The sequence below is a fragment of the Streptomyces sp. NBC_00385 genome (genome assembly GCF_035917155.1).
GTDB classification, from domain to species: domain Bacteria; phylum Actinomycetota; class Actinomycetes; order Streptomycetales; family Streptomycetaceae; genus Streptomyces; species Streptomyces poriferorum.
In genome coordinates, this window is record NZ_CP107951.1 from 4827669 (window position 1) to 4854588 (window position 26920).

General features: G+C 71.3%; 28 protein-coding genes. 7 read left to right on the forward strand and 21 right to left on the reverse strand.

All coding sequences use genetic code 11. The annotated features are described in order from the left end of the window. Positions 1-54: 54 nt before the first annotated feature. The 13 genes from OG959_RS21580 to OG959_RS21640 form a co-directional block, all read right to left on the reverse strand. Entirely contained in the window at positions 55-1731 is a 1677-nt protein-coding gene (locus tag OG959_RS21580) for a phytoene desaturase family protein (RefSeq protein WP_326660804.1), read from the reverse strand. A 139-nt stretch (positions 1732-1870) separates the two neighbouring features. After that, positions 1871-3001, reverse strand: coding sequence for a beta-ketoacyl synthase N-terminal-like domain-containing protein (locus OG959_RS21585; RefSeq protein ID WP_326660806.1), 1131 nt, complete (start codon positions 2999-3001; stop codon positions 1871-1873). Further along, positions 2998-4221 carry a beta-ketoacyl-[acyl-carrier-protein] synthase family protein gene (locus tag OG959_RS21590; protein ID WP_219567261.1) on the reverse strand — a complete coding sequence of 408 codons (1224 nt, stop codon included), beginning with the start codon at positions 4219-4221 and terminating at the stop codon, positions 2998-3000. Before OG959_RS21590 ends, OG959_RS21585 begins: the two co-directional genes overlap by 4 nt. Then, positions 4214-4480, reverse strand: coding sequence for an acyl carrier protein (locus OG959_RS21595; protein WP_148020103.1), 267 nt, complete (start codon positions 4478-4480; stop codon positions 4214-4216). Before OG959_RS21595 ends, OG959_RS21590 begins: the two co-directional genes overlap by 8 nt. A 79-nt stretch (positions 4481-4559) precedes the next feature. Further along, positions 4560-4994, reverse strand: coding sequence for an ester cyclase (locus OG959_RS21600; RefSeq protein WP_326660810.1), 435 nt, complete (start codon positions 4992-4994; stop codon positions 4560-4562). 80 nt (positions 4995-5074) lie between these two features. Further along, on the reverse strand, positions 5075-5779 hold the full coding sequence (gene fabG, locus OG959_RS21605) for a 3-oxoacyl-ACP reductase FabG (protein WP_326660812.1): 705 nt from the start codon (positions 5777-5779) through the stop codon (positions 5075-5077). 88 nt (positions 5780-5867) lie between these two features. Then, positions 5868-6524, reverse strand: a complete 657-nt coding sequence (locus OG959_RS21610) for an HAD-IA family hydrolase (protein WP_326660813.1) — start codon at positions 6522-6524, stop codon at positions 5868-5870. Next, positions 6517-7563 (reverse strand): AfsA-related hotdog domain-containing protein, encoded by a 1047-nt coding sequence (locus OG959_RS21615; RefSeq protein WP_326660814.1) that lies wholly within the window; start codon positions 7561-7563, stop codon positions 6517-6519. Before OG959_RS21615 ends, OG959_RS21610 begins: the two co-directional genes overlap by 8 nt. Positions 7564-7612: 49 nt before the next feature. Further along, positions 7613-9049 (reverse strand): MFS transporter, encoded by a 1437-nt coding sequence (locus OG959_RS21620; RefSeq protein ID WP_326660816.1) that lies wholly within the window; start codon positions 9047-9049, stop codon positions 7613-7615. After that, positions 9046-10131, reverse strand: coding sequence for an SMP-30/gluconolactonase/LRE family protein (locus OG959_RS21625; RefSeq protein ID WP_326660818.1), 1086 nt, complete (start codon positions 10129-10131; stop codon positions 9046-9048). Before OG959_RS21625 ends, OG959_RS21620 begins: the two co-directional genes overlap by 4 nt. 419 nt (positions 10132-10550) lie before the next feature. After that, positions 10551-11969, reverse strand: coding sequence for a DUF2637 domain-containing protein (locus OG959_RS21630; RefSeq protein ID WP_326660819.1), 1419 nt, complete (start codon positions 11967-11969; stop codon positions 10551-10553). A gap of 178 nt (positions 11970-12147) precedes the next feature. Next, complete coding sequence (locus OG959_RS21635; protein WP_326660820.1) at positions 12148-12957, reverse strand: DUF3558 family protein; 810 nt, start codon at positions 12955-12957, stop codon at positions 12148-12150. A gap of 126 nt (positions 12958-13083) precedes the next feature. Next, positions 13084-13977 carry a DUF3558 domain-containing protein gene (locus tag OG959_RS21640; RefSeq protein WP_326660822.1) on the reverse strand — a complete coding sequence of 298 codons (894 nt, stop codon included), beginning with the start codon at positions 13975-13977 and terminating at the stop codon, positions 13084-13086. A 170-nt stretch (positions 13978-14147) separates the two neighbouring features. On the opposite strand from OG959_RS21640, the gene OG959_RS21645 reads away from it, so the two are divergent. From OG959_RS21645 to OG959_RS21655, 3 genes are all read left to right on the forward strand, one after another. Next, positions 14148-15341: an RtcB family protein gene (locus OG959_RS21645; RefSeq protein WP_326660824.1), complete on the forward strand. Its 1194-nt coding sequence runs from the start codon at positions 14148-14150 to the stop codon at positions 15339-15341. A 135-nt stretch (positions 15342-15476) separates the two neighbouring features. Further along, complete coding sequence (locus tag OG959_RS21650; RefSeq protein WP_326660826.1) at positions 15477-16709, forward strand: FG-GAP-like repeat-containing protein; 1233 nt, start codon at positions 15477-15479, stop codon at positions 16707-16709. A 44-nt stretch (positions 16710-16753) separates the two neighbouring features. After that, on the forward strand, positions 16754-17983 hold the full coding sequence (locus tag OG959_RS21655; RefSeq protein WP_326660828.1) for an FG-GAP-like repeat-containing protein: 1230 nt from the start codon (positions 16754-16756) through the stop codon (positions 17981-17983). A gap of 37 nt (positions 17984-18020) precedes the next feature. Here OG959_RS21655 and OG959_RS21660 read toward each other — a convergent pair whose 3' ends face one another. Together OG959_RS21660 and OG959_RS21665 are read right to left on the reverse strand one after the other, a co-directional pair. Beyond that, positions 18021-18782, reverse strand: a complete 762-nt coding sequence (locus OG959_RS21660; protein WP_326660829.1) for an SDR family oxidoreductase — start codon at positions 18780-18782, stop codon at positions 18021-18023. A gap of 54 nt (positions 18783-18836) precedes the next feature. Next, positions 18837-19172, reverse strand: a complete 336-nt coding sequence (locus tag OG959_RS21665) for a YnfA family protein (protein WP_326660831.1) — start codon at positions 19170-19172, stop codon at positions 18837-18839. An 88-nt stretch (positions 19173-19260) separates the two neighbouring features. On the opposite strand from OG959_RS21665, the gene OG959_RS21670 reads away from it, so the two are divergent. Further along, positions 19261-19782 (forward strand): hypothetical protein, encoded by a 522-nt coding sequence (locus OG959_RS21670; RefSeq protein ID WP_326660832.1) that lies wholly within the window; start codon positions 19261-19263, stop codon positions 19780-19782. Between the two features lie 116 nt (positions 19783-19898). Here OG959_RS21670 and OG959_RS21675 read toward each other — a convergent pair whose 3' ends face one another. After that, on the reverse strand, positions 19899-21401 hold the full coding sequence (locus OG959_RS21675) for an FAD-dependent oxidoreductase (protein ID WP_326660833.1): 1503 nt from the start codon (positions 21399-21401) through the stop codon (positions 19899-19901). A gap of 108 nt (positions 21402-21509) precedes the next feature. Between OG959_RS21675 and OG959_RS21680 the strand changes: the two genes are divergently transcribed. Continuing rightward, the gene (locus OG959_RS21680) at positions 21510-22082 is read left to right on the forward strand and encodes a TetR/AcrR family transcriptional regulator (RefSeq protein WP_326660835.1); all 573 of its coding nucleotides are present in this window, start codon (positions 21510-21512) and stop codon (positions 22080-22082) included. 187 nt (positions 22083-22269) lie between these two features. Beyond that, entirely contained in the window at positions 22270-22758 is a 489-nt protein-coding gene (locus OG959_RS21685; RefSeq protein WP_326660836.1) for a MarR family winged helix-turn-helix transcriptional regulator, read from the forward strand. 14 nt (positions 22759-22772) lie between these two features. On the opposite strand, the gene OG959_RS21690 is transcribed toward OG959_RS21685, so the two are convergent. From OG959_RS21690 to OG959_RS21705, 4 genes are all read right to left on the reverse strand, one after another. Further along, positions 22773-23528: a Mut7-C RNAse domain-containing protein gene (locus OG959_RS21690; RefSeq protein ID WP_326660838.1), complete on the reverse strand. Its 756-nt coding sequence runs from the start codon at positions 23526-23528 to the stop codon at positions 22773-22775. 62 nt (positions 23529-23590) lie between these two features. Beyond that, entirely contained in the window at positions 23591-24430 is an 840-nt protein-coding gene (locus OG959_RS21695) for an NAD(P)H-binding protein (protein ID WP_326660840.1), read from the reverse strand. Positions 24431-24589: 159 nt separating this feature from the next. Next, positions 24590-25120, reverse strand: a complete 531-nt coding sequence (locus OG959_RS21700; RefSeq protein ID WP_326660842.1) for a GNAT family N-acetyltransferase — start codon at positions 25118-25120, stop codon at positions 24590-24592. Positions 25121-25149: 29 nt separating this feature from the next. Next, positions 25150-25971, reverse strand: coding sequence for a helix-turn-helix domain-containing protein (locus OG959_RS21705; protein ID WP_326660844.1), 822 nt, complete (start codon positions 25969-25971; stop codon positions 25150-25152). A gap of 90 nt (positions 25972-26061) precedes the next feature. Between OG959_RS21705 and OG959_RS21710 the strand changes: the two genes are divergently transcribed. Beyond that, positions 26062-26634 carry a TIGR03086 family metal-binding protein gene (locus OG959_RS21710; protein ID WP_326660846.1) on the forward strand — a complete coding sequence of 191 codons (573 nt, stop codon included), beginning with the start codon at positions 26062-26064 and terminating at the stop codon, positions 26632-26634. On the opposite strand, the gene OG959_RS21715 is transcribed toward OG959_RS21710, so the two are convergent. Then, complete coding sequence (locus OG959_RS21715; RefSeq protein ID WP_326660847.1) at positions 26567-26884, reverse strand: hypothetical protein; 318 nt, start codon at positions 26882-26884, stop codon at positions 26567-26569. The genes OG959_RS21710 and OG959_RS21715 overlap by 68 nt on opposite strands. Positions 26885-26920 lie beyond the last annotated feature (36 nt).

Consider the following 26920-nt stretch of genomic DNA (forward strand, 5'->3'; position numbering starts at 1 on the left):
GCAACGCGGGAAGCCCCGGGGAGCATCTCCCCGGGGCTTCCCGCGCTCCTTCCATCAGCCGATCCGGGCCAGACCGCGGGCGCCCTGCCTGCCGGAACCGCGGGAGACGGCCAGCGGGTCCCAGCCCTCCGCACGCTCCGGGAGAAGGTCCGGGTCGCCCAGGAGCGCCCCGCGGTGGACCTCGGCCATCAGACCGCGGCCCAGGAGCTGACCGGCCAGCGCCATACCGCCGGCCGCGGAGCCCGTGATACCGGTGCCGTGGCGGGTGTTGGTCCCCACCATGTGGAGGCCCTCGATGCTGGTGCGGGTGTCGGGGCGGCTGCCCGTGCCGCCCCACTCGGCCAGCCCGTACGGGGTACCGCCGGTGGCCAGCGTGTAGCGCTCGTGGGTGATGGGGGTCGCCGTCTCCAGGTGCACGATGTTCTCCCGGAACGGGCCGAGCGCCTCCTCCGCCGTGCTCAGCATCGCCTCGGTCAGCTCCGCCTTGCGCCGCTGGTAGCCCTCGTTGCGCCGGTAGCGCTCACCGGCCGCCGGGCCCTTGTCCACCCCCCAGTACTCGTATCCGGGCGGACACAGCGTCATCACCTGGAAGTTGCTGTGCCCCGGCGGGCAGACGGCCGCGGTACCCGGGTCCTTCAGCGAGGCGAACGACGCGAAGAGGAAGGGCACCGGACTGATGGTCTCCTTCGCCACCTGCTCGTAGTAGGCCTCGATGTCGTCGTCCCGGTACCACCACAGGTTGGCGTTCGGACGGGCCGGCAGCTCCTTGTCGGTGGCGATGTAGAGCGTGGCCAGCGGCAGCGCCATCTTCGCCTGCCGGGTCCTCGACACCACCCGGCGGCCGAAGTGCTCCTCTCCCACGAGGTCGAACACGGTCCGGGAGTAGTCGGCGTTCGACACCACCAGGGGAGCGCTGTGGACGTCGCCGCCCGTCATCCCCACCCCGGTGACCCTGCCGTCCTCGACGAGGATGCGCTCCACCCGGCTCTTGGTCCGCAGCTCCCCGCCGTGCGCCTCCAGCGCCTCGACGAGCGCCGCGGCGAGCACCTGGCCGCCGCCCTCGGGGTAGTAGGCGCCCCGCAGATAGTGGTCGGTGACGGCGGCGTGGGTGGAGACGGTGGCCTGGCGCGGCCCCATCCCGTAGTTGGGCGACTGGGCGGCGAGCACGGTACGCGCCCGCGGGTCCAGCCCGCAGTGGTCGAACAGCTCGGAGAGCGTACGGCGGCCCCACTCGGCGGTGACCGGGGTGCGCGCCAGCAGGCCGGCCAGCGACGGCTCACCGTCCGACAGCATCATCGAACGGGTCTCCGCACCGACGGCGGCGCAGATCCGGGTGAACCGCTCGATGCCCTCCCGCCGGCCCGGCAGTGCCTGGGTCAGCCGCTTCGTGTACGCCTCCCAGCCCACGGGCACGTCGACCGTGAGACCGGGCAGCACGATCCGGTCGAAGCCGCCCCGGTCCATCTCCCGGTAGGTCACCCGGCCTTCGAGGCCCAGGCCGGAGAAGATCGCCGGCAGCAGCCCTCCCGGACCGCAGTCACCCAGGTAGTGGACGCCCACGTCGAACTCGTAGGCCCGGCGGCGGCGGAACACATGACTGTTCCCCCCTGCCACGTCGTGCTGCTCCAGTACGAGGACGCGGCGGCCGCTCACGGCCAGGTACGCCGCACACACCAGGCCGCCCATGCCGCTTCCGACGACGATGGCGTCCCACTCATCCCGCTTCACCATGCGGCTCAACCGTCCTGTTCCTGTAGGTCCTGTCCGGAGTTCCCCCGCGGCGTCGCGGCGTCCGGCACCGGACGCCGCTTCTTCTCCCGCGCTGGAACTCCAGACAGGACCAAGGCGGGGCTGACGTTCCTGTCGCGGGTCAGACCCGCTCGCGCACGACCAGCGCACCGGCGTTTCCGTCGTGGCCGACCGAGGTGATCAGGCCGATACGGGGCTTCCCGCTGCCCGGGGAGTCCTGCCAGCGGGCGAGGAGTGCCGCGAACTGCATGGCCCCGCCGGCGCTGTACGTCTCGCCGAGCACCTCGGTGACCCGCACCGGGTCCGGCAGACGGCCGAGGGCGAGCCGCACAGCACGCTCCTCCACCCGGTCGAGCCCGATGTGGTCACCGGCGCCCAGGGACACATCGGCCACGTCCTCCGCAGCCACCGCGCTGCGCTCCAGGGCCCGGTTGATCGCGGTGACCAGGCCGTTCGTCAGACCGCGGCCGAGCCCGGTCCGCCGGTTGACCCCGGTCCAGCCGAAGAAGCCGACCTCGCAGGCCAGCAGCTCCGCGAGGACCGGTTCACCGGCGGACTCCTCGGCCCGGACGACGAAGACGGCGCTGCCCTCGCCGACCGGAGCGGCCTCCCGCAGCGTTCCCGCGTGGTGCCAGGCCCAGGCCGTCGGGGCGCTGAGCTCCTCGGCACCGCCGACGAGCAGCTCCTCGGCACGCCCCGCCGCCATGGCGAGCCTCGCGTGCCGGAAGGCGTAGAGGCTGGCGCTGCGGCCGCCGGCCACCGTGGCGTTCAGGCCCTTGAGCCCGTGCCGGATGGCCATCTGGCCGGCGCTGCAGTTCATGACGCTGCCCGCGAACTTGCCCGGGTTGATGAGGTAGGGCTTGTCGAGGGTGAGGGTCTCGTACAGCAGGTCGGAGTAGCCGGCGATGGAGCCGGTGTTGGTGGCCAGCACCACGCCGGTCCTGGCCGGGTCCGTACCGGCCGCGGCCGGTCCCGCCGCCTCCAGGGCCTGCTTGCAGGCGACCAGGCTCAGCTGGGCGAGCCGGTCCAGGTTCTTGATGCCCTTGCGGCCCAGGTGGTCGGCGGCCTTGAAGCCGGGGACGGGCCGCAGCGGACGCGGCGGGTAGGCCGTGTCCGCCCCGGCGGCGGACTCCGGCTCGGACACGGCGTACCTGTCCGGCGCTCCGGCCAGGGGCGCCAGACCGTAGCCCGCGCTGGAGACCACTCCGACGCCGACGACCGGCAGGGGCTGCACGGGCGCGGCCGTGGTCACAGGTACCTCCCGAGGATGGTGATGACGTTGTTGCCGCCGAAGGCGAAGCCGTGGTTCTGGACGATCTCCACCCGGGCGTCCCTGCCCCGGCCCGGGACACAGTCCACACCGGGCCCGAGCTCGGGGTCCGTCTCGACCAGGTTCGCGGTCGGCGGCAGGAAGCCCTGCTCCAGAGCGGTGCAGCAGGCGATGGCGCCGAAGCCGCTGGCCGCGCCCATGGTGTGGCCGAGCATCGACTTGATCGAGCTGATCGGAGGCAGCCGGTCACCGAAGACCTGGCGTACCGCCCGGACCTCGGTCGCGTCGTTCGTCGGCGTGCCGGTGCCGTGGGCGCAGATGTAGTCGATCTGGTCGGGGACGACGCCCGCGTTGCGGTGCGCCGCCTTGATGCAGTCCGCGATGCTCGTGGCGTCGGGGTGCACCATGTGGGAGGCGTCGCAGTTCGCCGCGTATCCGAGCACCTCGGCGTAGATGCGGGCGCCGCGGGCCAGGGCGTGCTCCAGCGGTTCGAGCAGGAGCGCGGCCCCGCCCTCGCCGGTGATGATGCCCGAACGGTTGGCGTCGAACGGCTGCGGCAGGTCCTGGGCCATGGCGCCCAGGGCGTAGAACCCGGCATGGGTCAGCCGGTTCACGGAGTCGGCGCCGCCGGCCAGCATGAAGTCGGCCTCGCCCAGACGCACCATGTCGAAGGCGTACCCCAGCGCGTAGTTGCTGGCCGAGCAGGCGGTCGGGATGGTCTGCGCGTCACCGCTCAGGCCGAGTTCGGCGTTGACGGCGCCCGCGATCTGGCCGGCGGGCAACTGCCCGACGAGGCGGGGCTCCAGGCCCTTCAGGCCCTGGGTGACCCACTGGCCGCCCAGGCTCTGGGCCACCGCGGACTCGCCGCTCGTGGTGCCCATGATGGAGCCGGACCGGCCGGCGGAGAGGAGGAGGGGGTCGATGCCGGAGTCCTCGACCGCGAGCCGGGAGGCGGCGGCGGCCAGGAGCGCGCTGCGGCCCCAGCGGTCCGGGTCGAGGTGGTGGAGGAGGGCGGCCGGGTCGAAGTCGTCGACCTCGGCGGCCTTGCGGCTGGGGAACGGTGTGGCGTCGAAGCTGCGGGCCGGCCCGATGCCGACCCGGCCCGCCCGGAGGGAATCGGCGAAGTCCCGCACGCCGATTCCGACCGGGCTGACCGCTCCGAGCCCCGTGATGACGACTCGGCGCAAGGTCGGCTCAGGCATTCCGCGCGCATCCCTCGACGGCGAGCAGCAGCGTGCGGAGCGTGGTCAGGGACTCCAGCTCCTCCTTGGGAAGGACGAAACCGAGTTCCTTCTCTATTCGGGAGACCACGGTTATCAGCGTGAGCGAATCGCTGTCGTAGTCCTCGATGAACAGACCGTCCTCGGTCAGCTCACCGTCTTCCAGTTCCAGTTCCTCGTTGACGATGTCGATGACGCGGGTCCGCAGCTCGGCATCCAGTTCCACGGTCTGCACGGTCATGGTGGGTCCTTTCGTAAGGAGCGAACGTGAAGGGGTGGCGCGACAGGTCTCAGGAAACGGGCCGGAACGGCCGGGTGGGTCAGACGGCGGCCGGGGTCGGCGGCACGAGGGTGATGGCGCCGATCTGCGTCAGCAGCAGCAGGTCCTGGCGGAAGCCCCAGTGCTCGACGACCTTGCCGTTCTCGATCCGGTAGATGTGGGTCTGCTCGACGTCCACGTCGCGCCCGGTCGGCGCGATGCCGAGGAAGTCGCCGGTGTGCTTGCCGGTGAAGCGCAGCCGCAGGACGGCGCGGTCACCCTCGGAGAAGCTGTCCAGGTGCTCCCACTTGGCGCCCTCGAACGCGCTGTGCACCCAGCGTGCGGTGCCGAGGTAGCCGTACGGGCCGTTCGGGACGCCGGCCTGGGCCTCGTAGTCGACGAAGTCGTCCGCGACGTACTTGAGGGCGGCCTCTTCGCTCAGGTCGTTGAAGATCAGGCCCATGTTGATGGAGAGGTCGAGTGCTTCGGTGCTCATCTGGTTACTCCTCGAACGGTGGGGAGGGAACCCGGGGAGATACCCCGGAAATCTGTCGCTCGCCGGCCGGCGGGGCCGGCTCAGTGCCCGGCGCCCAGACCGCCGGTGACCGGAATGACCCCGGCGGTCACGTACGAGGCGTCCTCGCCGGCGAGGAAGCGCACGGCCGCGGCCACCTCCTCGGGCGTACCGGTGCGGGCCAGCGCGGTCCTGGCCAGTGCGGCCTGGCGGCGCGCGTCGGTGACGTGCTCGACCATGTCGGTCTCGATCATTCCGGGGGCCACCACGTTCACGGTGACGTTGCGCCGGCCCAGCTCGATGGCCAGCGAACGGGCGAAACCGATCAACGCGGCCTTCGCGGACGCGTAGTTGGTCTGGCCCGGCGCGCCGGACATGCTGTTGATCGACGACATGTAGATCAGCCGGCCCCAGCGGGCCTTGATCATCGCCGGGACGACCTCACGGGTGACGGTGACCGCGGCCTGGAAATTGGTCTCCATCACGGCCCGGAAATCGTCCTCCGGCATGCCGATCAGCAACTGGTCGCGGGTGATGCCCGCGTTGGAGACCAGGACCTCGACGGCGCCCTGCTGGATGGACACCTCCTCCACGGCGGCCTTCACCTGCGCGGGGTCGGTCACATCGCACCGCACGGCGAAGAAGCCGGGAGGGGGCGGCGTGCTGTGGTAGGTGACGGCGACCTTGTGTCCCTCGGCCGCCAGAGCCCGCGCGGTGGCGAGCCCGATGCCCCGGTTTCCGCCGGTGACGAGTACGGAGCGGCTCATATGCACTTCCTCGTGGTGGGGTGCCGCGGGCCGGCCGGACGAGGCCGGACCACGGTCGGGGTCGGGGACGGGGCGGGCGGACGGGGCGTCACGCGAAGTCCTCCCACAGGGAGGCGAGCCGGTCACCGGCGCTCTCGGCGTCGGTGAACAGCACCGACTGCCAGCCGGCCGCCTCGGCACCCGCGCAGTTCTGCGCGAGGTCGTCCACGAGCACACAGCGCTCCGGAGGCGCACCGGCCCGCCGCGCCGCCAGTTCGAACATGCCGGGCGACGGCTTGCGGTGGCCCACCTCGAACGACAGGATCACGTCGTCCCAGAGCCCGTCGGGCTCGATCATGCGCCGCCAGTACGGGTCCCAGGCGGGCACCATGTTGGAGAGCATCCCGACGAACGCCCCGCGCTCGCGCGCCTTGCGCAGCTGGGCCACCCAGTCGTGGTTGGTCTCCCGGCCGTCGAACCAGGCGTCCGCCATCGTGGTGAGGCGGAGCGTGACACCGTGCTCGGCCTCCAGCACATCGCCGATCTCCTGGAGCCACGCCTCCTCGGTCACCACCGGGGTGTCGATCGGCTCCATGATGTCGCAGGTGCCGTAACGGGCGGTGACCGTGGCCAGGGCGCGGCCGAGGACCTCCTGGTCGAGGCCCATCGAGGCGCAGAACGTCTTCATCGTGTGGGCGAGCGGAGGGGTGAGCACCCCTCCGAAGTCCGACCAGACGGCCAGACGCGGTGGTGTGGTGTCAGGCATGCCGGCTCCTGGAGGATCCGTGGAGGTGGGAGACATCGGCCACGGCGACGGTGAGCTCCGCGATCTCCTGCGCGTCCTGGTGGAAGCGGACCCGTATCGCGTGCTGCCCGGCACCCGCGGAAGCCGGGGTCGCGGTCGCCGTCAGGGGGATGTCCAGCTCCGCGAAACGCTCGAACCCGCCCTCGTAACCGATGGCACAGAGCGAGCCCGAGCCGGACGCGGCCGCCCGGCCGGTCCCGGCGGACGCCACCGTCAGCAGCGCCAGCTGGCGGGCCGCCTCCACCAGCGTCATGGCCGGCAGATGGTCGTAGACGTGGTCGAACAGCGCCGGGTTGTCGAAGCGCGGTGCGACCCGGGCCGTGACGGACCCCGCGGTGAACTCCGGCTCCGTGAGCACGACGTTCAACGGGTTGTCACGGCCCACCAGTTCCGGCGCCACACGCCCGACCTCACCCGGCGCCTCTGTGAAGTCCGAGCTGAGCGGCGCGGGCGTGCCGCGCTGCGCGTGGCGCAGGATCTCGTTCTCGTCCCCCTTGAGGAAGAGCACGTCCATGGAGTGGTCGGCGACATGCACGTCACCCATGAAGATCCGCTGCTCCAGCCGGCCCTTGCGGTAACGCCCGCTGTGCCGGGCGGTCTTGCCGAAGAAGTCCGTGTCGACCCTCGGAGGCCCCGGCTCGCCGCCGATCCGCAGCGCGTGCAGGTTCCGCAGAGAGAACTGGAAGGCGTGGACGATGGCCATGGTCCCCGCCGGAACACCGGCGTTGGTGTGGGAACCGGCGATCGCCGACTGCCGGCCCGCCTCCAGCAGCAGCAGGGAGTCGTGCAGCTTCGGCTGCTGCCGGTGGTCGCTGTAGTAGAGGTGGGTGAGCGGCAGGTGGATCCCCGCGGTCACCGCCATCGGCCGCAGACTCCTGACGTCCGTGACGAAGACCTCGGAGATGGCGGAACGGTGGGCGAGCGAGCGCTCGATCGTGCGGCCGTACTCGATCGCCGGAGCCACGGACGTCGTGGCGTCTTCCAGCACCTGGGTGGTCATCGGTTCCTCCGAACCAGTTCTCGGGGTGGTCTGCCGGGCCTCGTGCCGGTCAGCCGACCGGGACCGACACCGCGCTGTCCTCGGCCGCCTCGTCGCCGGCCCGCTCCGCGCTCCGCCGGATGAACATGCCGCTCACCGCGCCGATCATCACGACCGCCACACCGATCCACAGAGCGGCCTCCAGACCGTCGGTGAACGCCGCGGCCGGATCGCCCGAGGTGTTGTCGGCGAACTGGCGGCTGAACACGGTGGTCAGTGCCGCCACACCCAGCGCGCCGCCGAACTCACGGCTGGTGTTGTTGGCGCCCGACGCCTTGTTCTGCTCGTTCTCCGGCACCGCCGAGATCACCGTGGCGGGGTTGCCCGCGAAGACCAGACCCATACCGATACCGGCCAGTGCCAGCGCCGGCACCATGGCGGCGTACCCGACGTCCGGCGTGACGACCAGGGCGATCCAGCCCAGGCCGATCCCCTGGAGGGCGCAGCCCGCCGCCTGCAGCACGCCGCCGCCGATCCGGTCCACGAACTGGCTGGCGACCGGCACCACGAACATCGGCGCCAGCGTCCACGGGATGGTGCGCAGACCCGCCTCGAACGGGGAGTAGCCCATGGGGCCCTGAAGGAACTGCGTGAGGAAGAAGATCGACCCGAAGACACCGAAGTACATCGTGATCGACACCACGTTGCTCAGCACGAAGGCCGGCGCGCGGTACATGTGGGCCGGGATGAGCGGGTACTTGCTGTTCCGCTCGGACACGACGAACCCCACCGCCAGAATCACCGTGAGGGACAGCCCGGTCAGCGTGGTGGCGTGCGTCCAGCCGTGGTCGGCCGCCGACACGATGCCCCAGACCGCCGACACGACCGAAGCGGTCACCAGCACCATGCTCGGGACGTTCAGGCTCCGCTCCTTGCCGCGGCTCTCGCTGACCGCCCACAGGGCGAGCGGCAGAGCGATCACACCGACCGGCACGTTGATCCAGAAGATCCAGCTCCACTCGATCTTCTCGGTCACCAGACCGCCCGCGAGCGGACCCGCCGCGATACCGAGACCGTTGACACCGCCCCACACGCCGACGGCCAGGTTCCGCTGCGCCCGCGACACCGCGCCGACGGCCAGCGTGAGCGAGACCGGAAGAATGGCCGCCGCGCCCGCACCCTGGAACACCCGGGCGATGACGAGCGTCACGACCGAACCGGCCATCGCACACGCCACCGAGGACAGGGTGAACAGGGCGATGCCGCCCAGGAACACCCGGCGGCGCCCGAACCGGTCACCCAGCGCCGCACCGGCCAGCAGCAGACCGGCGAAGGCCAGCACATAGCCGTTCATCACCCACTGCAGCTCCGACTGCTTCACGTCGAAGTCCTGGCTGATCTCCGCCAGCGCGTTGGTGACGACGAGATTGTCCAGCGAGACCATGAACATGGGCAGAGAGGTGGCGACCAACGCCCAGAGAACGCCTCGGCTCTTGGTTGTCGTCATCGGATGATCCCCTTGCTGCTCGTGGAGTTGCTGCTCGTGGAGTGCCCGTGGCGCACCGGGCCCGAGCAGGGAAGGCGACGCAGGACGATCCGGTCCGAGGTCTCCCCGACCAGAACCGTCCCCACCTCACCGCTGAGCACGTAGTCGCCGTACGGCGTCACCGCCACGGTCGTCGGGCCGCCGACGGGCCACGGGTCCACCCGCGAGCGGACCGACGCGCTGCGCCAGCCGTCGCGCGAACCCACGACCTTGACGGCGTCCACGCCGCCCGGCGCGCCGACGGCGGCACCGATCGAGTTGGTGACGACGACCAGGGAGCCGTCGGGACGCAGCCCGAGCCCGTCCGTGCCCACCAGCGGCTCGGCGAGGTCCACCTCGGCCACCTTGCGGCCGGCCGGGGCGTCGGGACGGATCCGGAACATCCGGCCGTCGTCGTAGCGCACGGCCAGCAGATAGCCGTCCGGGTGCCAGACGATGCCGTTCAGACCGACGATCTGCGCGGCGAAGCGGGGGTCGCTCACCACCGGGGTGACACGGCCGGCGAGGTCGATCCGCTGCAGGGTCTGCGACACGGAGTCCGTGACGTAGATGTTGCCCTGCGGGTCGAAGGTCAGGTCGTTGGCGAACGTCCGGGGGAGCCCCTGCGCGACGTCGATACGACGCTGCAGCTTGCCGGTGTCCAGAGCGAAGACGGCCACACCCGAGGTCGGGGGCTGATCCCCGACCTCCAGGCGCTGGCGGATCCAGAAGTCGCTGTACGCGACGAGGATGCGATTGCGCGCGGTGTCCACCCGGACGCCGAGCGTGGACACCATCCCGATGCTCGGCGCGAGCTCCTCGACGGTGCCGTCCAGCCGGATCACCGAGAGGGTGCCCTTCAGGGCGGAGCCGACCAGGAAGGCGCGGCGCGTGGGGTCCCAGGCGACGCCCTCCGGGTAGACGTCGGCCGCCCGGGTGTTGATCACGTCCGGACCGGTGTGTCGGCCGGCGGCCGAGGCCGCCGGGGCGGGCGAATTCGCCAGGGCGGGGGCCGGGAGGGCAATCGGCGCGATCGCCGTGAGAACGGCCGCGGAGGCGAGCACGGCTCTTAGCGGAAGGGCGCGGGACACGGTGTTCCTCTCATGGTGGGTCGGCGGGATCCGGACTCCGTGAAGTGAGGGGAAACGGGTGCACGGAGCATTCGAATTCCGGCGGCGCGATGGACGGTGCGAGGTCGACTGATTTCCGTGCCGCGTGAATCACCGGGGGCGCGTCCACTGCGGCACACCATCGAATCTAGGTCGGCCGCCGCACGATATGTAGAGGACCTAGGACGTACCGGGAATGCCTCTTTCGAGACATTCCCCGACCGCGAAGATCCGCGTGGACCTGCGCAAACGCGCACGGCTGAGGGCCGTCACCCCGGTGACGCGGGTGACGGCCCTCAGCCGTTGTCGTCGCTGTTCCTGTTGTTGTTCTTTTCGCCTGCCGCCGTCGTTCCGTGTCCGGATCCATGGCCCGATCACGCGATGTGGTCGGCCTCGAGTTCGGCGTGGTAGCGGTTCTTGAAGCCCTGGATCAGCTGGCGGAGCAGAGCCGCACTGCGCGGGTGCCGCACGTTGTGCCCGTCCGACAGATGTATGTCGAGGACCTCGATGCTGGGGTACGTGCTGTGCTGGGTCACGAACGCGGCGAAGACCTCGTACGCGATCTCGCTGAACTCCGCGTCCTCCTGCGCCCACTCCTCGGCCCACTCGTCGGCGGCTTCGACGACGGCCTTCGGCTGCTGCTCCTGCACCGGGAACCGCTCCTGCACGGGTCCCTGGTCCTGCCCCGGCTCCGAAGCCTCCTCGGCCTCGGGGGCCATCGGCATCTGCTCCGTACGCTGGCCGGGCACCGCACCGATCGTGCCGACGTTGCCCAGCGGCCGGGTGCGGCCCCCGGGACCCGACGGGATCATCACCGGGGTGGGCTCCAGGCCCTCGACGTACGTCGGGTTGTACGAGCCCTCGTACGCCGCGTCCGGCACCTGCGCCGCGAACCACGGGCTGTCATGCGTGCCGGGCCCCTCCGCGAGCTGCTGCTCCTCGGCCCACTCGCCGGGAACCGTTTTGGCGTACTGCTCCTGCTGAACCGGCTGCTGCTGCGGGTTCTGCGGGTTCTGTCGGGGGTCGTACGCGAGCTCCGGCTGCGGGGCCGTCTCCACGGCGACGGCGGGGGCCTGGTCTGTCGCCCGGTCGGGGGCCGGGGGCAGCAGGGCCGGTTCGATGCCGGCCGCGGCGAGTCCGGCGGGGCCCGTCTCGGCGAGCGGGACGCCGTACTTGGCGAGGCGGAGCGGCATCAGGGACTCGACGGGGGCCTTGCGGCGCCAGCTGCGGCCGAAGCGGGCCTGGAGACGGGCCTGGTAGATCAACCGGTCCTGTTCCAGCTTGATGACCTGCTCGTACGACCGCAGCTCCCACAGCTTCATCCGCCGCCACAGCCGGAACGTCGGCACGGGGGAGAGCAGCCAGCGGGTGAGGCGGACCCCCTCCATGTGCTTGTCGGCGGTGATGTCGGCGATCCGGCCCACGGCGTGGCGTGCGGCCTCGACGGAGACGACGAACAGCACCGGGATCACGGCGTGCATGCCGGTGCCCAGCGGGTCGGGCCAGGCAGCCGCGCCGTTGAACGCGATCGTCGCCGCGGTCAGCAGCCACGCGGTCTGGCGCAGCAGCGGGAACGGGATGCGCAGCCAGGTCAGCAGCAGGTCCAGCGCGAGCAGGACACAGATGCCGGCGTCGATGCCGATCGGGAAGACGACGGAGAAACTGCCGAAGCCCTTCTGCTCGGCGAGCTCGCGCACGGCCGCGTACGAGCCCGCGAAACCGATCGCCGCGATGAGCACCGCACCGGCGACCACGAGCCCGACGAGTATCCGGTGAGTGCGTGTCAGCTGCATCGCGGCCACCCGCGACCCCTCCCCAATTCTTTGTCCCCGACGTCCGTTCCAGCGGGACGACTTCGAGATCCGGCGGGCACAGCCTGGCACATGCCGGAGCGTGGTGTTGCGCGGGGAGGGGCGAAGCCCGGTTCTCGGGCGAGGACCGGGCTTCGTCGCAGGAGAGGGCCGGGGGCGGTCAGCCCGTCTTCGTGGCGGAGGCGGAGGCCTTGGCGGAAGCCTTGGCCGAGGCTGACCCGGCGGGCTTCGGCGAGCCGCTCGGCTGTCCGGCGTCGTTGGCGGCGGCCACCGAGGCGACGGCCTCCTTGGCGGCCGTCTCGGCACCCTTCAGGATGTCCGAGGCGGACGGGGTCTTGGCGCCCGCGTAGCCCGCACCGTTGTAGTTGACGGTGACGACGACGTTGCCCGTACGGGCGATGACCGTCGCGTACTTGAAGTCCTCACCCGTCTTGGTGAGGTCGTACGTGACCTTGGTGGCCTCTTCGCCGATCGAGCCGGCCGGGGCGGGGGCGGTGGCGAGCTTCTTCGCACCCTCGGCCGCCTGGGCCTTGGCGACCTGCTTCGTGTAGTCCGCCCGGGCCCGGTCCGCGCCGCTGCCGAGGGCCTGGTCGGACGCGAAGCGGGTGAAGCCGACGTCGAGCCAGCGGTACTGGGAGCCCTTGACGCCGTTGTCGTCGAGGCCGTTCCAGGAGCAGCCGCCGCGGGCGGCGGTGTCGCTGGACCTGCCGCGCGTACCGCTCTTGTTCTTGGCCGAGGGGACCAGGGACTTGACCGTCTTCGCGGTGATCGACTTGCACGGGTCGGGCAGCTCGGCGAACTTCGCCGGTGCGACGGCCGCTTCGGTCTTCGTCGCGTCCGGTGCGGCGGACGACGAGGAGGCGCTGTCCTTCTTCCCGTCGGAGTCCGACGAGCAGCCGGCGACGACGAGCATCACCGGGACGGCGGCGCAGGCGAGTATGCGGGTGAGTCGCGGGGCTGATCGGTGCATGGTTCCTTCACTCGGGTGGCGCGGCGGTCGGGCGGGTGGTCCGGAGGGCCACGGTACGACGGACGGGTCCCGGATGCCGCCCCGGCCGGGAGTCCCGGGGGCGGCCCGTGGCGGCCGGGGGCGGGGCTACTCGCTGAGTCCGTCGACCAGCTTCTCGCCCAGTGCCTGGGCCTTCTCCTGCAGTTCCTTGCTGTCGGGGACCTCGGTGGAGAGGGCCGGCTGCGCGGTGTACCGGATGGTGACGATGACGTTCGATGTGCGGAATACCACGCTCACCGTGCGCTGCTGTGCGGCGGAACCTGCCGGAGTGAGCAGATCGTCCAGAAACGCACTGTCTCCGAGTGTGTCGAGGACTCGGGGCCGGAGGTTCTCGGCGGGGCTGCCGGCCGTGCCGCCGTCCGCGGTGTCATCCGCAGGACCGTCCGCGTCGCCGGTGCCCGTGCCACCGTCCGCGTCGGCGCTCGGGCTGCTCTCCGGGTCGGCGCCGGCGCCCGGCGTCGCGTCCGTTTTCCCGTCGGCGCCCGCCTTCCCCGTCGGGGAGCCCTCGGGCGAGGCCGTGTCCTTCTCCGCGCCGTCGGGCGGCACGGAGGCCGAGGGGAGGTCCGCGGCCTCCTCCTTCTTCGCGTACACCTCGCGGGCGCGGTCCTCGTCGCTCACGGCCGGGTCGTACGAGACGACACGCTCGAAGTCGATGGTGACGCTGCGGGAGGCGTCGGCCGCCTCGGACTTCCAGCTGCAGCCGACGCGGCGGTCCGTGTCGAACGTTCCGGCGGGCGTGCCCTCGTACACCTGCTCCTGCTGGACCTCGGGCAGTTGCGCGGCGCCCGGCAGCAGGTCCTTCAGCGTGGCGAGCGGGATGGCGCGGCAGGCCTCGGGAAGGGTGCGGTACTTGCCCGGGGGCGCGGCGGAGGCGGACAGGGTGCCGGGCTTGCTGTCGGTGGCGGATGCGTCGCCCTCGGTGCCGGCACTGCAGCCGGCGACGAGTGCCACGATCAGCACGGCGCCGGGTACGTACGCCATTCGTCGCACGGTCCTGGGCTCCCTTCGCGCGAAAAACGGTTGCCGCTCGATGGCGGCCGGTGGACACAATGTGTATCGCACGCGCCGCCGTGAATGCCGGTCGACCGACTCATTTGCCGACCTTGGCACCGGTTTTGCGCTTTCAGTCTTTTCGGGGGAATCGAGGGGTTATGTCGTACGTAGAGGTGCCGGGCGCGAAGGTCCCCATCCGTATGTGGGCCGATCCGGCTTCGGTCGAGGACGTCGCCATGCAGCAGCTGCGCAACGTCGCCACCCTGCCATGGATCAAGGGTCTGGCCGTGATGCCGGACGTCCACTTCGGCAAGGGCGCCACGGTCGGCTCGGTGATCGCGATGCACGGAGCGGTCTGCCCGGCGGCGGTGGGCGTGGACATCGGCTGCGGAATGTCCGCGGTCAAGACATCGCTGACCGCCAACGACCTGCCCGGGGACCTGTCCCCGCTCCGGTCGAAGATCGAGCAGGCGATTCCGGTGGGCCGGGGTATGCACAGCGACCCGGTGGACCCGGACCGGCTGCACGACCTCGCGGCGCCCCGCTGGGACGACTTCTGGGCACGGTTCGACGGGGTGGCCGATGCGGTCAAATTCCGTCAGGAACGTGCCACGAAGCAGATGGGAACGCTCGGCGGGGGAAATCACTTCATTGAAGTCTGTCTCGATGAGTCGGGTTCGGTCTGGCTGATGCTTCACTCCGGGTCCCGGAACATCGGCAACGAGCTGGCCGACTTCCACATCGGCCGGGCACAGCAGCTGCCGCACAACCAGGACCTGGTAGACCGTGACCTGGCGGTCTTCCTCGCGGACACCCCGCAGATGCAGGACTACCGCAACGACCTCTTCTGGGCGCAGGAGTACGCGAAGCTCAACCGTGCGGTCATGATGGCGCTCTTCCAGGACGTGGTCCGCAAGGAGTTCAAGAAGGCCAAGGTGACCTTCGAACCGGTCATCTCCTGTCACCACAACTACGTGTCGGAGGAGCGGTACGACGGCATGGACCTGCTGGTCACCCGCAAGGGTGCCATCCGGGCCGGCTCCGGGGACTTCGGGATCATCCCGGGCTCCATGGGCACCGGCTCGTACATCGTGAAGGGCCTCGGCAACGAGAAGTCCTTCAACTCGGCCTCGCACGGCGCGGGCCGGAAGATGAGCCGGAACGCCGCCAAGAAGCGCTTCTCCACGAAGGACCTGGAGGACCAGACGCGGGGTGTGGAGTGCCGCAAGGACTCCGGTGTCGTCGATGAGATCCCGGGCGCCTACAAGTCGATCGAGAAGGTCATCGACCAGCAGCGCGACCTGGTGGAGGTCGTCGCGAAGCTGAAGCAGATCATCTGCGTGAAGGGCTGAGCGCGGTGGTGCGGGAGCGGTGCCCGAGTCCCGGAGGGCCGGGTGTCTCACCGACCCTTTACTATTCGGGCACTTCGGCTGCGCATCCGTGAGTGGTGCGGTGGCCGCTCTGCACCATTTCTGGGGGGAAACCGAGTGCGTAGCCATCTTTCGCGCGCCCTGCGTGGCGTGCTCACGACCGCTGCTGTCGCAGGTGTGTTCGCCGCGGCCACCACGGTGCCCGCCGAGGCGGCGAGCGGGTACGGCCGATGTCAGTGGGGCGAGTTGTGTGTGTTCAGCGCGCCGTTGGGCCAGGGCCAGATGCTCATCGTCAAGAAGGGCATGCTGACACTCGGTTCGTGGGACAACCGCATCCGTTCGTTCACCAACCACACCGACTGGGGCGTGTGCTTCAACAGCCTGCCGAACCTGGACCCGAGGGGCGAGGCCACTCACTGGTACGCGGGCAGTCAGTCATTCGACGAGAGCTGGATGCCCCAGCTCGACGGGGCCGTCAGCTCCCTCGACGTCGGGCCGGATGCGGACTACTTCTGCGCGGGCGAGAGCCGGTACGCCACGTACAGCTGGGAGGACGGGCCCAAGGCCCGCCCTGCGGGGCTGCCGGCCTCCGCCGCCTTCGGGGACGTGAACTCCGACGGGTTCGCCGATCTGCTGTCCCGTAACAAGTACGGACAGCTGTGGTCCTCGCACACCTACGATTCGGGGGGCCGGGACCGGCTGGCCGGCGCCGGCTGGAACGCCATGAACAAGCTGACCCGGCACGGCGACCAGAACGGCGACGGCAAGGAGGACCTGTTCGCCCGTGACACGTCCGGCGTGCTGTGGTTCTACCCGGGCCGGGGCGACGGCAGCTTCGGCGTGCGGGCCCGGGTCGGCGGCGGCTGGAACACCATGCGCGACCTGGTCGCGGCCGGAGACCTCACGGGGGACGGCAAGGGGGACCTGCTCGCCTCCGACGGGGCAGGCACGCTGTGGACGTATCCCGGCAATGGCAAGGGCGCCTTCGGGGCCCGTAAGAAGGTCGGCGGCGGGTGGAAGGCCATGAACGAACTGGTCGGCTCCGGCGACATGAACAGCGACCAGCGGGCCGACCTGGTGGCCCGGGACACCGCGGGGCGGCTCTGGTTCTACCCGGGCAACGGCAAGGGCGCCTTCGGGGCCCGCAAGCTCATCGGGACCGGGGGCTGGAACACGCGCACGGAGCTCGCCGGACTGGGCGATGTCACCGGGGACGGCCGGCCCGACCTGATCGCGCACGCCCCGTCGCAGACCGGCCTCCAGGTCTACCCCGGCACCGGTGCGGCGAACGGCGGCCTCAAGTCCGCGAAGACGTTCGCCGGTGTTGCGAAGGCGACCTTCGTCTTCTGACCGATCGCCCGGCCCCGCCCCTCCAACGAACGGAGTCCGCTCGCATGCGTGGAACCATCCCGGGCCGCCGTGCGGCCGCCACGGCCGTGGCCCTGGCCGCCTCCCTGGCCGCCCTGGTCACCGCGGCCCCGCAGGCCGCCGCGGCCGACGGGGCTGCCCGCTGTCCCTCGGGGAAGCTCTGCCTCTTCCAGTACAGCTACTACACCGGTCAGATGAAGACGCTCACGGGCAGCCAGTCCAGCCTGGGGACCTTCAACGACAAGACATCCTCGCTCGTCAACGACAGCAGCAAGTGGGTCGTGGCCCACACCTCGTCGAACTTCGGCGGCGAAACCCTGATCCTCCCGCCGCACCTCGGCGAGCTGGAACTCTCCGGAGGCTCCTTCGGGAAGACCTGGAACAACAACATCGGCTCCGTGATGATGGCGGCGACGGAGTACGAGGCCAATACAGGCGTCCCGTGGCTGGACTGGGGGCCGAGGCAGAAGAGGCCGGCCGGACTGCCTGCCGCCGCCCGGTTCGGTGATCTGAACAACGACTCCGTACCCGACGGCGTGGAGCGCGCGGACGACGGCCGGCTCTGGTTCCTGTCCGGGCTGGCCGACACCCAGGGGCGGCCCAAGGCCAGTCTCGTCGGCGGCGGTTGGAACGTCATGACGCAACTGGTCCGGCACGGCGACTACAACGGTGGTGGCAAGGAGGACCTGTACGCCCGCGACAAGTACGGCGTGTTGTGGTTCTACCCGGGCCGGGGCGACGGCACGTTCAGCGCACGGGTCAGGGTCGGCGGCGGCTGGAACACGATGTACGAGATCAGCGCCGCCGGTGACCTGAACGGCGACGGCAGGAGCGACCTGCTGGCCCGCGACAAGGCCGGAGTGCTGTGGCTGTACCCCGGCAACGGCAAGGGCGCTTTCGGCCACCGGAAGGTGTCCGGCACCGGCGGCTGGAACGCCGTGAACCGGCTCGTCTCACCCGGCGACTTCAACGGGGACGGCAGGAGCGACCTGCTGGCCCGCGACAAGTCCCGGGGGCTGTACCTGTACCCGGGCAACGGCAAGGGCGGCTTCGGCGCACGCAAGAAACTGCCGTACGCCTGGCCCTCCGACGCGCCCGTCATCTCGACCGGTGACGTGACCGGCGACGGGCTGTCGGACATCCTGCGGCCCATCGACGGCCAGATTCACGTCCACTACGGGAACGGCAAGGGCTCCATCAGCGGCCCGTACGCGGATATGTCCTGGGACCCCGCCTCGCGCGTCCGCCTGTTCTGACCCCCGGTGTGAGGGCGCACCCGTTGCCGGTGAGCCCTCACACCGTGCGGTGCACCTTCGAGTTGGAGGCCTGGGCGCGCGGGCGGACCACCAGGAGGTCGATGTTCACGTGGCTGGGGCGGGTGATGGCCCAGGTGATCGTGTCGGCCACGTCGTCCGCGCTGAGGGGGGCGTCGACGCCCGCGTAGACCTTGGCGGCCTTCTCGGTGTCGCCGCGGAAGCGGGTGGTGGCGAACTCCTCCGTCTTGACCATGCCGGGGGCGACCTCGATGACGCGGACCGGGGTGCCGACGATCTCCAGGCGGAGGGTCTCCGCCAGGACGTGCTCGCCGTGCTTGGCGGCCACGTAGCCGCCGCCGCCCTCGTAGGTGGAGAGGCCGGCGGTCGAGGAGAGGATGACCACCGTGCCGTTCCCGCTCGCGGTGAGGGCCGGGAGCAGGGCCTGGGTGACGTTGAGCGTGCCGATGACGTTGGTCTCGTACATCTGACGCCAGTCCGCCGGGTCGCCGGTGGCCACGGGGTCGGCCCCGAGCGCGCCGCCGGCGTTGTTGACGAGAACGGCGAGGGTGCGGAACGCGGTGGCGAACTCGTCGACCGCGGCGCGGTCGGTGACGTCCAGGGCGTAGGCCGTGGCCTCGTGGCCCGCCTCGGTGATCTCGGCGGCGAGCGCCTCGATGCGGTCCTTGCGGCGTGCGGTCAGCACCACGCGGAAGCCGGCTGCCGCCAGCTGCCGGGCGGTCGCGGCACCGATGCCGCTGCTCGCTCCTGTGATGACGGCGATGGGGGATGCGGCGGCCATGGCGGGCTCCTCGGACAGCTGATCGGTACGGGCTCAGGATAGGCAGGGGCGCGGTCAGTGGTTGCGGGGGGCGTACATGATCACGGCCATGCCGGCCAGACAGATCAGTGCACCCGTCACGTCCCAGCGGTCGGGGCGGTAGCCGTCGGCGGCCATGCCCCAGGCGATCGACCCCACGACGAAGACCCCGCCGTACGCGGCGAGCACCCGCCCGAACTCGCCGTCGGGCTGGAGCGTGGCGACGAAACCGTAGGTGGCCAGAGCGATGATGCCCCCGCCGATCCAGGCCCAGCCGCGGTGCTCCCGGACCCCTTGCCACACGAGCCAGGCGCCGCCGATCTCGAACAGGGCGGCGACGACGAAGAGGGCGATGGAGCGGAGCACGGACATGGGGGAAGCGTGCCATGGACGCGTATCCGAGACGCGCCGAACCAGTGGGTAAATATGGATAATTCGTGATGATCTGTATCTTCAGGGCATGGTAGTGACGCGTAAGGCTCTGCTGGGGGTGGCCGCTGCGGCGGCGATGGCGTCGACGGTGGCGCTGGGTGTGGGCGGGACGGCCGCCGCCGTCGGCGCGCCCTTCGGTACGCCGGCGGCGCGGAACATCGCACCGGAGGCGGATGTTTCGCACCACGGGCATGTCTCGCTCTGGGGTACCGGGCTCGGGATCTGGCTGCGCAGCGAGAACCGCGGGCCGGCGGATCTGGACGGAGCGACCGTGCGGCTGCGGGTCTCCGTACCGCTGGCGGGCCGCCAGCAGTTGCCGCAGGAGTGTCTGCGGGCCGATCTGACGACCGTGCTGTGCCGGACGGGCACGTTGCACGCGGACGGCTCCGAGCAGCGGCAGCTCGCTCTCGAACTGCGGCTCGCCGGGCGGCCGGCCGAGGTGATCGTCCGGATCGACACCGTGTGGAACGGCGGGGCGACGGACCGGAACACGAAGAACAGCGAGCACGAGGTGCTGGCTCCCGCGACGGGGGACGAGTACGTGTTCTGAGCCGCTTGAGCCGCTTGAGCCGCTTGAGCCGCTTGAGCCGCTTGAGCCGCCTGCGCCGCCTGCGCTGCTTGTGTGGTCTGTGCGGTCCGCGCCTGGGTCTGTGTGCGCGGGCCGGTTCATCGGGTCAGTGCGGCCGTGAGGGCCGCGGGGTCGGTTCGGTCGCCGGCCCAGGCCACGTATCCGTCGGGGCGGACCAGGAGTGCTGAGGTCCGGTCGCCCGACCAGTGGGCGTGCACGACCGGCGCGGGTGACACGGGTGTGGGTACTCCGGCAGGAGTGACGAGCACGAACGCGCCCTCGCCCAGCAGTTGGTGCAGGCGTCCCTCCATCAGGCCGAGGTCGGGGGCGCGCGTCCCGGTGAGCCGGTGCGCCCCGCGCGGAGCCGCATAGCCGATTCCGATGCCGGAGATCATGCCGATGGCCCGGTCGGAGGCGGGGCGGACGGCGGACAGCGCCCGGGTGACCAGTGCCCTGACGGTCCGCTGGAGCGGGCTGTGGGCCATCGCGAGGCGGACGATCGTGCCGCTGGCGCGGAGCACCTTGGTGCCGACCGGGTGCCGTTCGGCGTGATAGCTGTCCAGGAGCGCCTCGGGGGCCGCGGTGTGCCCCCGTAGTACGGCGGCCAGCTTCCACGAGAGGTTGGCGGCGTCCTGGAGGCCGGTGTTCATGCCCTGTCCGCCCGCGGGTGAGTGGACATGGGCGGCGTCCCCGGCGAGGAAGACCCGTCCGGTGCGGTACGCGGGCACCTGGCGTTCGTCGCTGTGGAAGCGGGAGATCCAGCGGGCGTCGTGCATCCCGTAGTCGGTGCCGAACGCGCGGCGTGCGATCTCGCGGAGCTCGCCGAGCTCGACCGGGTCGCTGTCGGCCGCCTGGTGGGTGCGGTCCCAGCCCATGACGCGGTACCAGCCGTCGCCGAAGGGTGCGATGAAGGCGAAGGCGTCCCCCACCCCGTTGACGGTCAGGAGGGCGGCGGGCTCCTCGGTGAGGCGGACGTCGGCCAGGACGATGGACCGGATCACGGACTCGCCCGGGAAGGGGAGCCCCAGGGCCTGGCGCACCGAGCTGCGCACCCCGTCGGTGCCTACGACGTAGCGCGCCATGAGCGTGGTCTGCGTGCCGTCCGCCTCGCGGATGCGCGTGGTGACCGTGTCCGTGCTCGCCGCCCGGTCCAGGTCCGTTAGCTCCGCCCCGTACCGCAGGTCGGCCCCGGCGGTACGGGCGCGGCGCTCCAGCAGGCGCTCGACCTCGTACTGCGGAGTGATCAGGAGGAACGGGAACCGGGTGCGCAGCCGGGAGAGGTCGAGGCCGAGCCGGCCGAAGAGGCGGAGCGAGGTGAGGGTGGTGCCGGTCTTGATCAGCTCGTCGGCGAGTCCGCGGGTGTCGAGCAGTTCGAGCGTGCGGGCGTGGACGGCGAAGGCCCGGGTGACGTTTCCCGCTTCGTGGCGGCGGCGTTCGACGACGGTGACCGACAGGCCCTGGGCGGCCAGGTCGCCCGCGAGCAGCAGTCCGGTGGGGCCGGCGCCCACGACGAGTACGTCGACGGTGGGTGCCGGGGCGGAGGCGATGTCGCGGTTCGGGCTGGTGGTGGTGCTGGTGCCGGAGTCGGAGCTGCTGTTCATGGCGGTCTCCCTGATGCCGAATGCCAACGCTTGTGGGTCAACGCTTGTTGGCAAACATAAGCCCGGCCGGGCTGGCATGTCAACGGGTGTTGGCCTACATTTGTTGGCATGACGAGAGCCCCCGCATCCCCTCGCCGCTCCGATGCCACCAAGGCCGCGATCCTCGAAGCGGCCCGCGAGCGTTTCGCGGCCGACGGATACGAGCGCGCCACCATCCGGTCCATCGCCCGCGACGCGAACATCGACCCGTCGATGGTGATGCGCTACTACGGGAACAAGGAGGGACTGTTCGCCGCCGCGTCCGTGATCGACCTGCGGATGCCCGCGCTCGGGGCGATGCCCGGCAAGCACATCGGAGCCGTCCTCGTAGGCCACTTCCTGGACCGCTGGGAGCAGGACGACGTGCTCACCGGACTGCTCAGGGTCGGCGTCACCAACGAGGCCGGTGCCGAGCGGATGCGGGCCGTGTTCGCCGAGCAGCTCGGACCGATAGCGGAGGGAGTCTGTCCCGATCCTGCCGACGCGCCGCGCCGCGCCGCTCTCGTGGCCTCACAGATCCTGGGCATGGCGCTCGCGCGCTATGTCCTGCGCGTCCCGCCCGCGGTGTCGATGGAGCGTGACGAGGTGGTCGCCTGGCTCGCGCCCACCGTCCAGCGCTACCTGACCGCCGAGCGGCCGTAGTGCCGAGCGGCGGCCGCACCGACCGACCGGCCGCACCGACCGACCGCCCGCAGCGCCGATCGGCCGCGGCGCCGAGCAGCAGTAGCGCCGGGCAGCAGCTGCAGCACCGACCGACCGGCCGTAGCCGGGCTGCCGCAGCGCCGATCGGTCGCAGGGGTGTGATGTCTCTGCTTCGTACACTCTCTGCATGCCGCAGAAGTCATCCGCTCCCCGTCGCAGCGCCCTGCTGGCCGAGCTGGCCGTCACCTCGCGCCGCTACATGGCCTCGTACGCGCTGTTCAACCAGGCCGTGGCCGACCATCTGGGGCTCCATCCCACCGATCTGCAGTGCCTCAACCTGCTCGGTCTGGAGGCCGGGCCCGTCACCACGGGCCGCGTCGCGGAGCTCACCGGGCTCACCACCGGCTCGGCGACCCGGCTCGTCGACCGGCTGGAGCGGGCCGGGTATGTGACCCGTGCGCGGGACACGGCCGATCGGCGGCGGGTGCTGGTCACGACCGTTCCGGAGCGGATGGTGGAGTTCGGCGCGGTCTGGGAGCGGCTGAACGGCGGCTGGGCGGCGCTGTTCGACACGTATGACGACGACGAGGTCGCCTTCCTCATCGCTCATATGCGGCGGACCGTGGAGCTGAGCGCCACGCAGGTCGAGAAGCTGCGTGACGGCGACGCGCCCTGACGCGGGGCGCTGAGTCAGGCGCCCGACGGGCCGGGGCCGGCCAGGGCGTTCCCGAAGTCGCGGACGGCTTCGTTGACGATCGCCTCCAGGCGGGCGTGATGGGCGCCGCGCCAGTACACCCGGTCGCACTCCGTGCACTGCGCGAACACGTCGTAGGACCGCTGCGTCCCGTGCTCCAACTGCCCGCTGACGGTGTCCTTGTCGGCTGCCGCCAGCGGTCCGTTGCACGCCGTGCACCGCGTCCACGGGGCGAGGTCCGGCGCGAACCGTTCCAGTACGTCGCGCAACTGCGCCTCGGGGCGGTCGCTGTAGACGTACGCCCCCGCCCAGATCTCCCGCCGGTGCAGCAGTCCGCGGTCCCGGGAGAGCAGGACCCGCCGCTCCTGGGCCGAGCGGGTGGCCAGTGCGGGGTCGCCGATGTCCTCACTCTCGTACGCCGCGTCGACACCGAGCAGCCGCAGCCGCCGCGCGAGGGTGCCGAGGTGGACGTCGAGGAGGAAGCGCAGGGGTGCGCCCGGTACGTGCTGGGGGCGCTGGACGGCCCGGACCTCTACCTGTTCGCCCGCCGCGGGGATGTGTGACACGGGCACGGGGTTGCCGTCGACGAGGAGTTGCCCGGCCTCGGTGAGCGGGACGCCGAGCGATTCCACCACGTGGCCGAGGGTGGACGAGCCGTCGGTGGTCACGGCCGTCCGGCCGCGGCGGCGTTCGTGCGCGACGAAGAGGCGCAGCTCGGGAGCGACTTCGAGGTGGATCTCGGGTCCGTTCACCTGGTCAGGATGCCATCGGGGCGGGGGTCGCAGCCACGGGATTCGACCGGGTCGCGCGGGCGTCAGGCGCGGAAGGCGGCGGCGTGTCCGGCGGCCCAGGCCGCGAACGTGCGGGCCGGACGGCCAATCAGTTCCTCCGTTTCGTCCGTGACTTCGGCAGCCGAGCCGTCCGTGGCGGCCCAGTGGTCGAGCAGCCCCTCGGCGATCTCCTCCGGCATGTAGGGGGAGACGGCGGCCTTCCAGTCGGCCCTGGTCACGGTACGGACGGTGACGGGGCTGCCGGACGCGGCGGCCAGGAGCTCGACCTGCTCGGCCGCGGTGAGGGATTCGGGGCCGGTCAGGTGGTAGGCCGAGCCCTGGAGCCGCGCGTCGGTGAGGACCGCGAGTGCCGCCTCGGCGATGTCGGTCTCGTCGATGGGGCTGGTCCCGCTGTGCGGGTAGGGCAGTTCGACGGGGCGGCCCGACCGGATGGACTCCGACCACTGGTAGGCGTTGCCGGCGAAGGCGCCGGGGCGCAGGAGGGTCGAGGTGAGGGGCGATTCGGTCAGGGCCTGCTCCACCGCGTGGTGGGAGGCGGCGATCGGGTTGGACCCGGCGTCCGGGTCGAGGACCGAGCTGGAGGAGAGCAGGGCGATGTGTGCGACGCCGGCGGTCTGCGCGGCGGCGAGGAACTCGGTGATGTGGGACGGCTCGGCGTAGAGGAAGACGGAGTCGACGCCTTCCAGGGCGGCCGCGAAGGTGCTGGGGTCGCCGAGATCACAGGCCACGGACGGGACGCCGGCCGGCAGCGAGAGTTCGACGGGGTTGCGGGAGGCGGCGCGCACGGCGTGGCCGCCCCCGTGCAGGAGCGAGAGGAGCGCGGAAGCGACGCGGCCGCGGCAGCCGGTGACGAGGGTGAGCATGAAGAGGTCTCCTTGGTGAGGGGTCCCGATGGATCATGGACCGAGCATTGTCTGCGAAACGCATAAGCTGTGTGACGCAGATAAATATCCAAGAGGCGGCCGTGCCCGTCAAATCCTTATCCGGGCAGCGGGCAGCGGGCGGCGGCCGGCGGGCAGCGGTCAGCTGTCCGGGTGCAGGTCCAGCCGCCAGTCGTTGGTCAGCAGCGGGTGTCCCGGTGGGTACTCGATCTCGCACTCGCCCATCAGCAGGAACCCCGCCCTGCGGCACACCCCGTTCGACGCGGCGTTGTCCACGGACGGGTAGGCGTGCAGTTGGCGGTGCTTGCGCGCGGCGCGCGCCTGCCCGGCCACGGCCGCCGTCGCCGCCGACGCGATGCCCCGGCCCTGGAACTCCGCGAGGACGGCCCACCCCGTCTCGTACACCTCCCGGCCCTGCCAGGTGCGCTCCCAGAAGCCGATGGTGCCCACGGCCTCGGCCTCTCCGGGCAGCGCGATGCGGTACATCCTGCCCCGGCCCGTCCGGTCCGCGCTCAGCGCCACGTAGCGGCCGTGACGCCCTATGAGCTGCTCCTCCGACTCGGGGCCGCCCAGATGGTCCATCAGCTCCGGTGCGTTGGCACGGCGGAGCAGTTCCAGGTCGCTGTCCGACCAGGGCTCGATCCGTACGGATGGTGCTTCGGCGCGCTCCATGCCGGAACTGTAGGACGGGTCACTGACATTCAGCGGGCACCCAGCACGGTCGGCGGGACGCCGACCGTCGCGGTGAAGTCTCTGACCAGGTGCGCCTGGTCGCTGTAGCCGAGGTCCGCGGCGAGTCCCGCCCAGTCCACCGCCGGGTCCGACTCGGCGCGCTCCAGCGCCTCGTGGATGCGGTAGCGGAGGATGACCCACTTGGGGCCGACGCCCACGTACGTGGCGAAGAGCCGTTGCAGCGACCGCACCGACAGTCCCTCGGACCGGGCCAGTTCACCGACGCGGCGGACCGAGCGGTCGGTGCGTACGAGATCGACCAGGGCCATCGCCCGCTCGGCCTGCGGATCCGGTTCCGGGCCGAGTGCCAGCAGGTACGCGTCGAGCGCCGCGACCCGCGCGTCCTCCCGCCCGGGGTCCAGTACGGCCGACGGCGGGGCGGGCGGCGTGAACACCTCGGCGGCCGGGACCCGGCGGCCCGTCCAGTCCGACACCGGCCGGTCGGGTGCGAACGGCCGGAAGCCGCCCGGCCGGAACTGCACACCGCAGACCCGTCCCCGCCCCTCCAGCTTCTGCGTGAAGAGCTCCAGGCCGATGCCCGAGACCTCCGCGAACCCGGCGTCCTCGTCCCCGCAGCCCGCGTACCGCTCGAAGACCAGGTTGACGCTGGGGTGCGGGACCAGATGGGAGGCGTACGGCTCGCGCAGATCCCAGTCGATCAGCCAGTAGTGCTCCAGGTACGGGCGCAGCGCGGGGGCCGGCTCCCGGCGCCGGAAGCGTACGTGTGCGAACAGCTCGGGGGCGTCGACGATGCCCCGGGTGTCGCGTCGGGGACCTGGGGAGCCGGGCATGGCTGCCGATCCTATGACGTGGTCCGCTTCCGCGTCCCGGCTGTCGCGTTTGTTCAAGACCCCGGCCGTCACCGGATGCATGGTCGAAGCATGAAGAAGATCAGTGAATTGCTGGATGCGGCGGCCGGCAGCGCGCTGCCCGTGGTGCGGGGGATCGACGACAGCCGGCTGGACGACCCCACGCCGTGCGCGGAGTACGACGTGCGTGCCCTGGTCAGCCATCTCGCCCAGGTGGTCGCCAACTTCACCGCTCTCGCGGCCAGGCGGGACGTGGAGCACGGCGAGGCCCCGGACGCGGTCGCCGGGGACTGGCGGGAACGTTTCGGCGAGGAGACCGCCGCGCTGGTCGAGGCGTGGGCGGCGCCGGGCGCGGAGGAGGGGACCACGGGCGCCATGGGATTCCCCGCGCGGACGGTCGGGCACATGGTGCTCGGCGATCTGACGGTGCACGCGTGGGACCTGGCACGGGCCACCGGTCAGGAGTTCGCGCCGGACGCGGACGTGGTGGACGAGCTCGGTCCCGTCATGGAGGGGATGGCTCCGAAGGCCCGCGAGGCGAAGGTGTTCGGCGAGCCCTTCCCCGTACCGGACGGGGCTAGCCCCTTTGCGCGGGTGCTGGCGCTGACCGGTCGTGATCCGGGCTGGCAGCCGCCCCGGGCGTGACGCCGGTGGCCGGAATGGGCGTGTCCGCCGCCGTCGGGCCGTCGTAGAGCGTGCCGAGAGCCGCGTAGGCGCCGTCCACGATCTGCTCGGCGTCCACGAGCATCGCGCGCTCGGCGAGCCGGGCGGCCTGATGGGTGTACGGGGACGGCGGCGCCGGATGCCGGCGCCGCCACCAGGTATCGCATGCCGCGTAGATGCCGGAGGCGAAGACCAGCACGGGGATGGACAGAGCCAGCAGAGTGTCGCCCATGGCAGGCCTCCTTCAGTGTCGATGCCTCCTGCATCG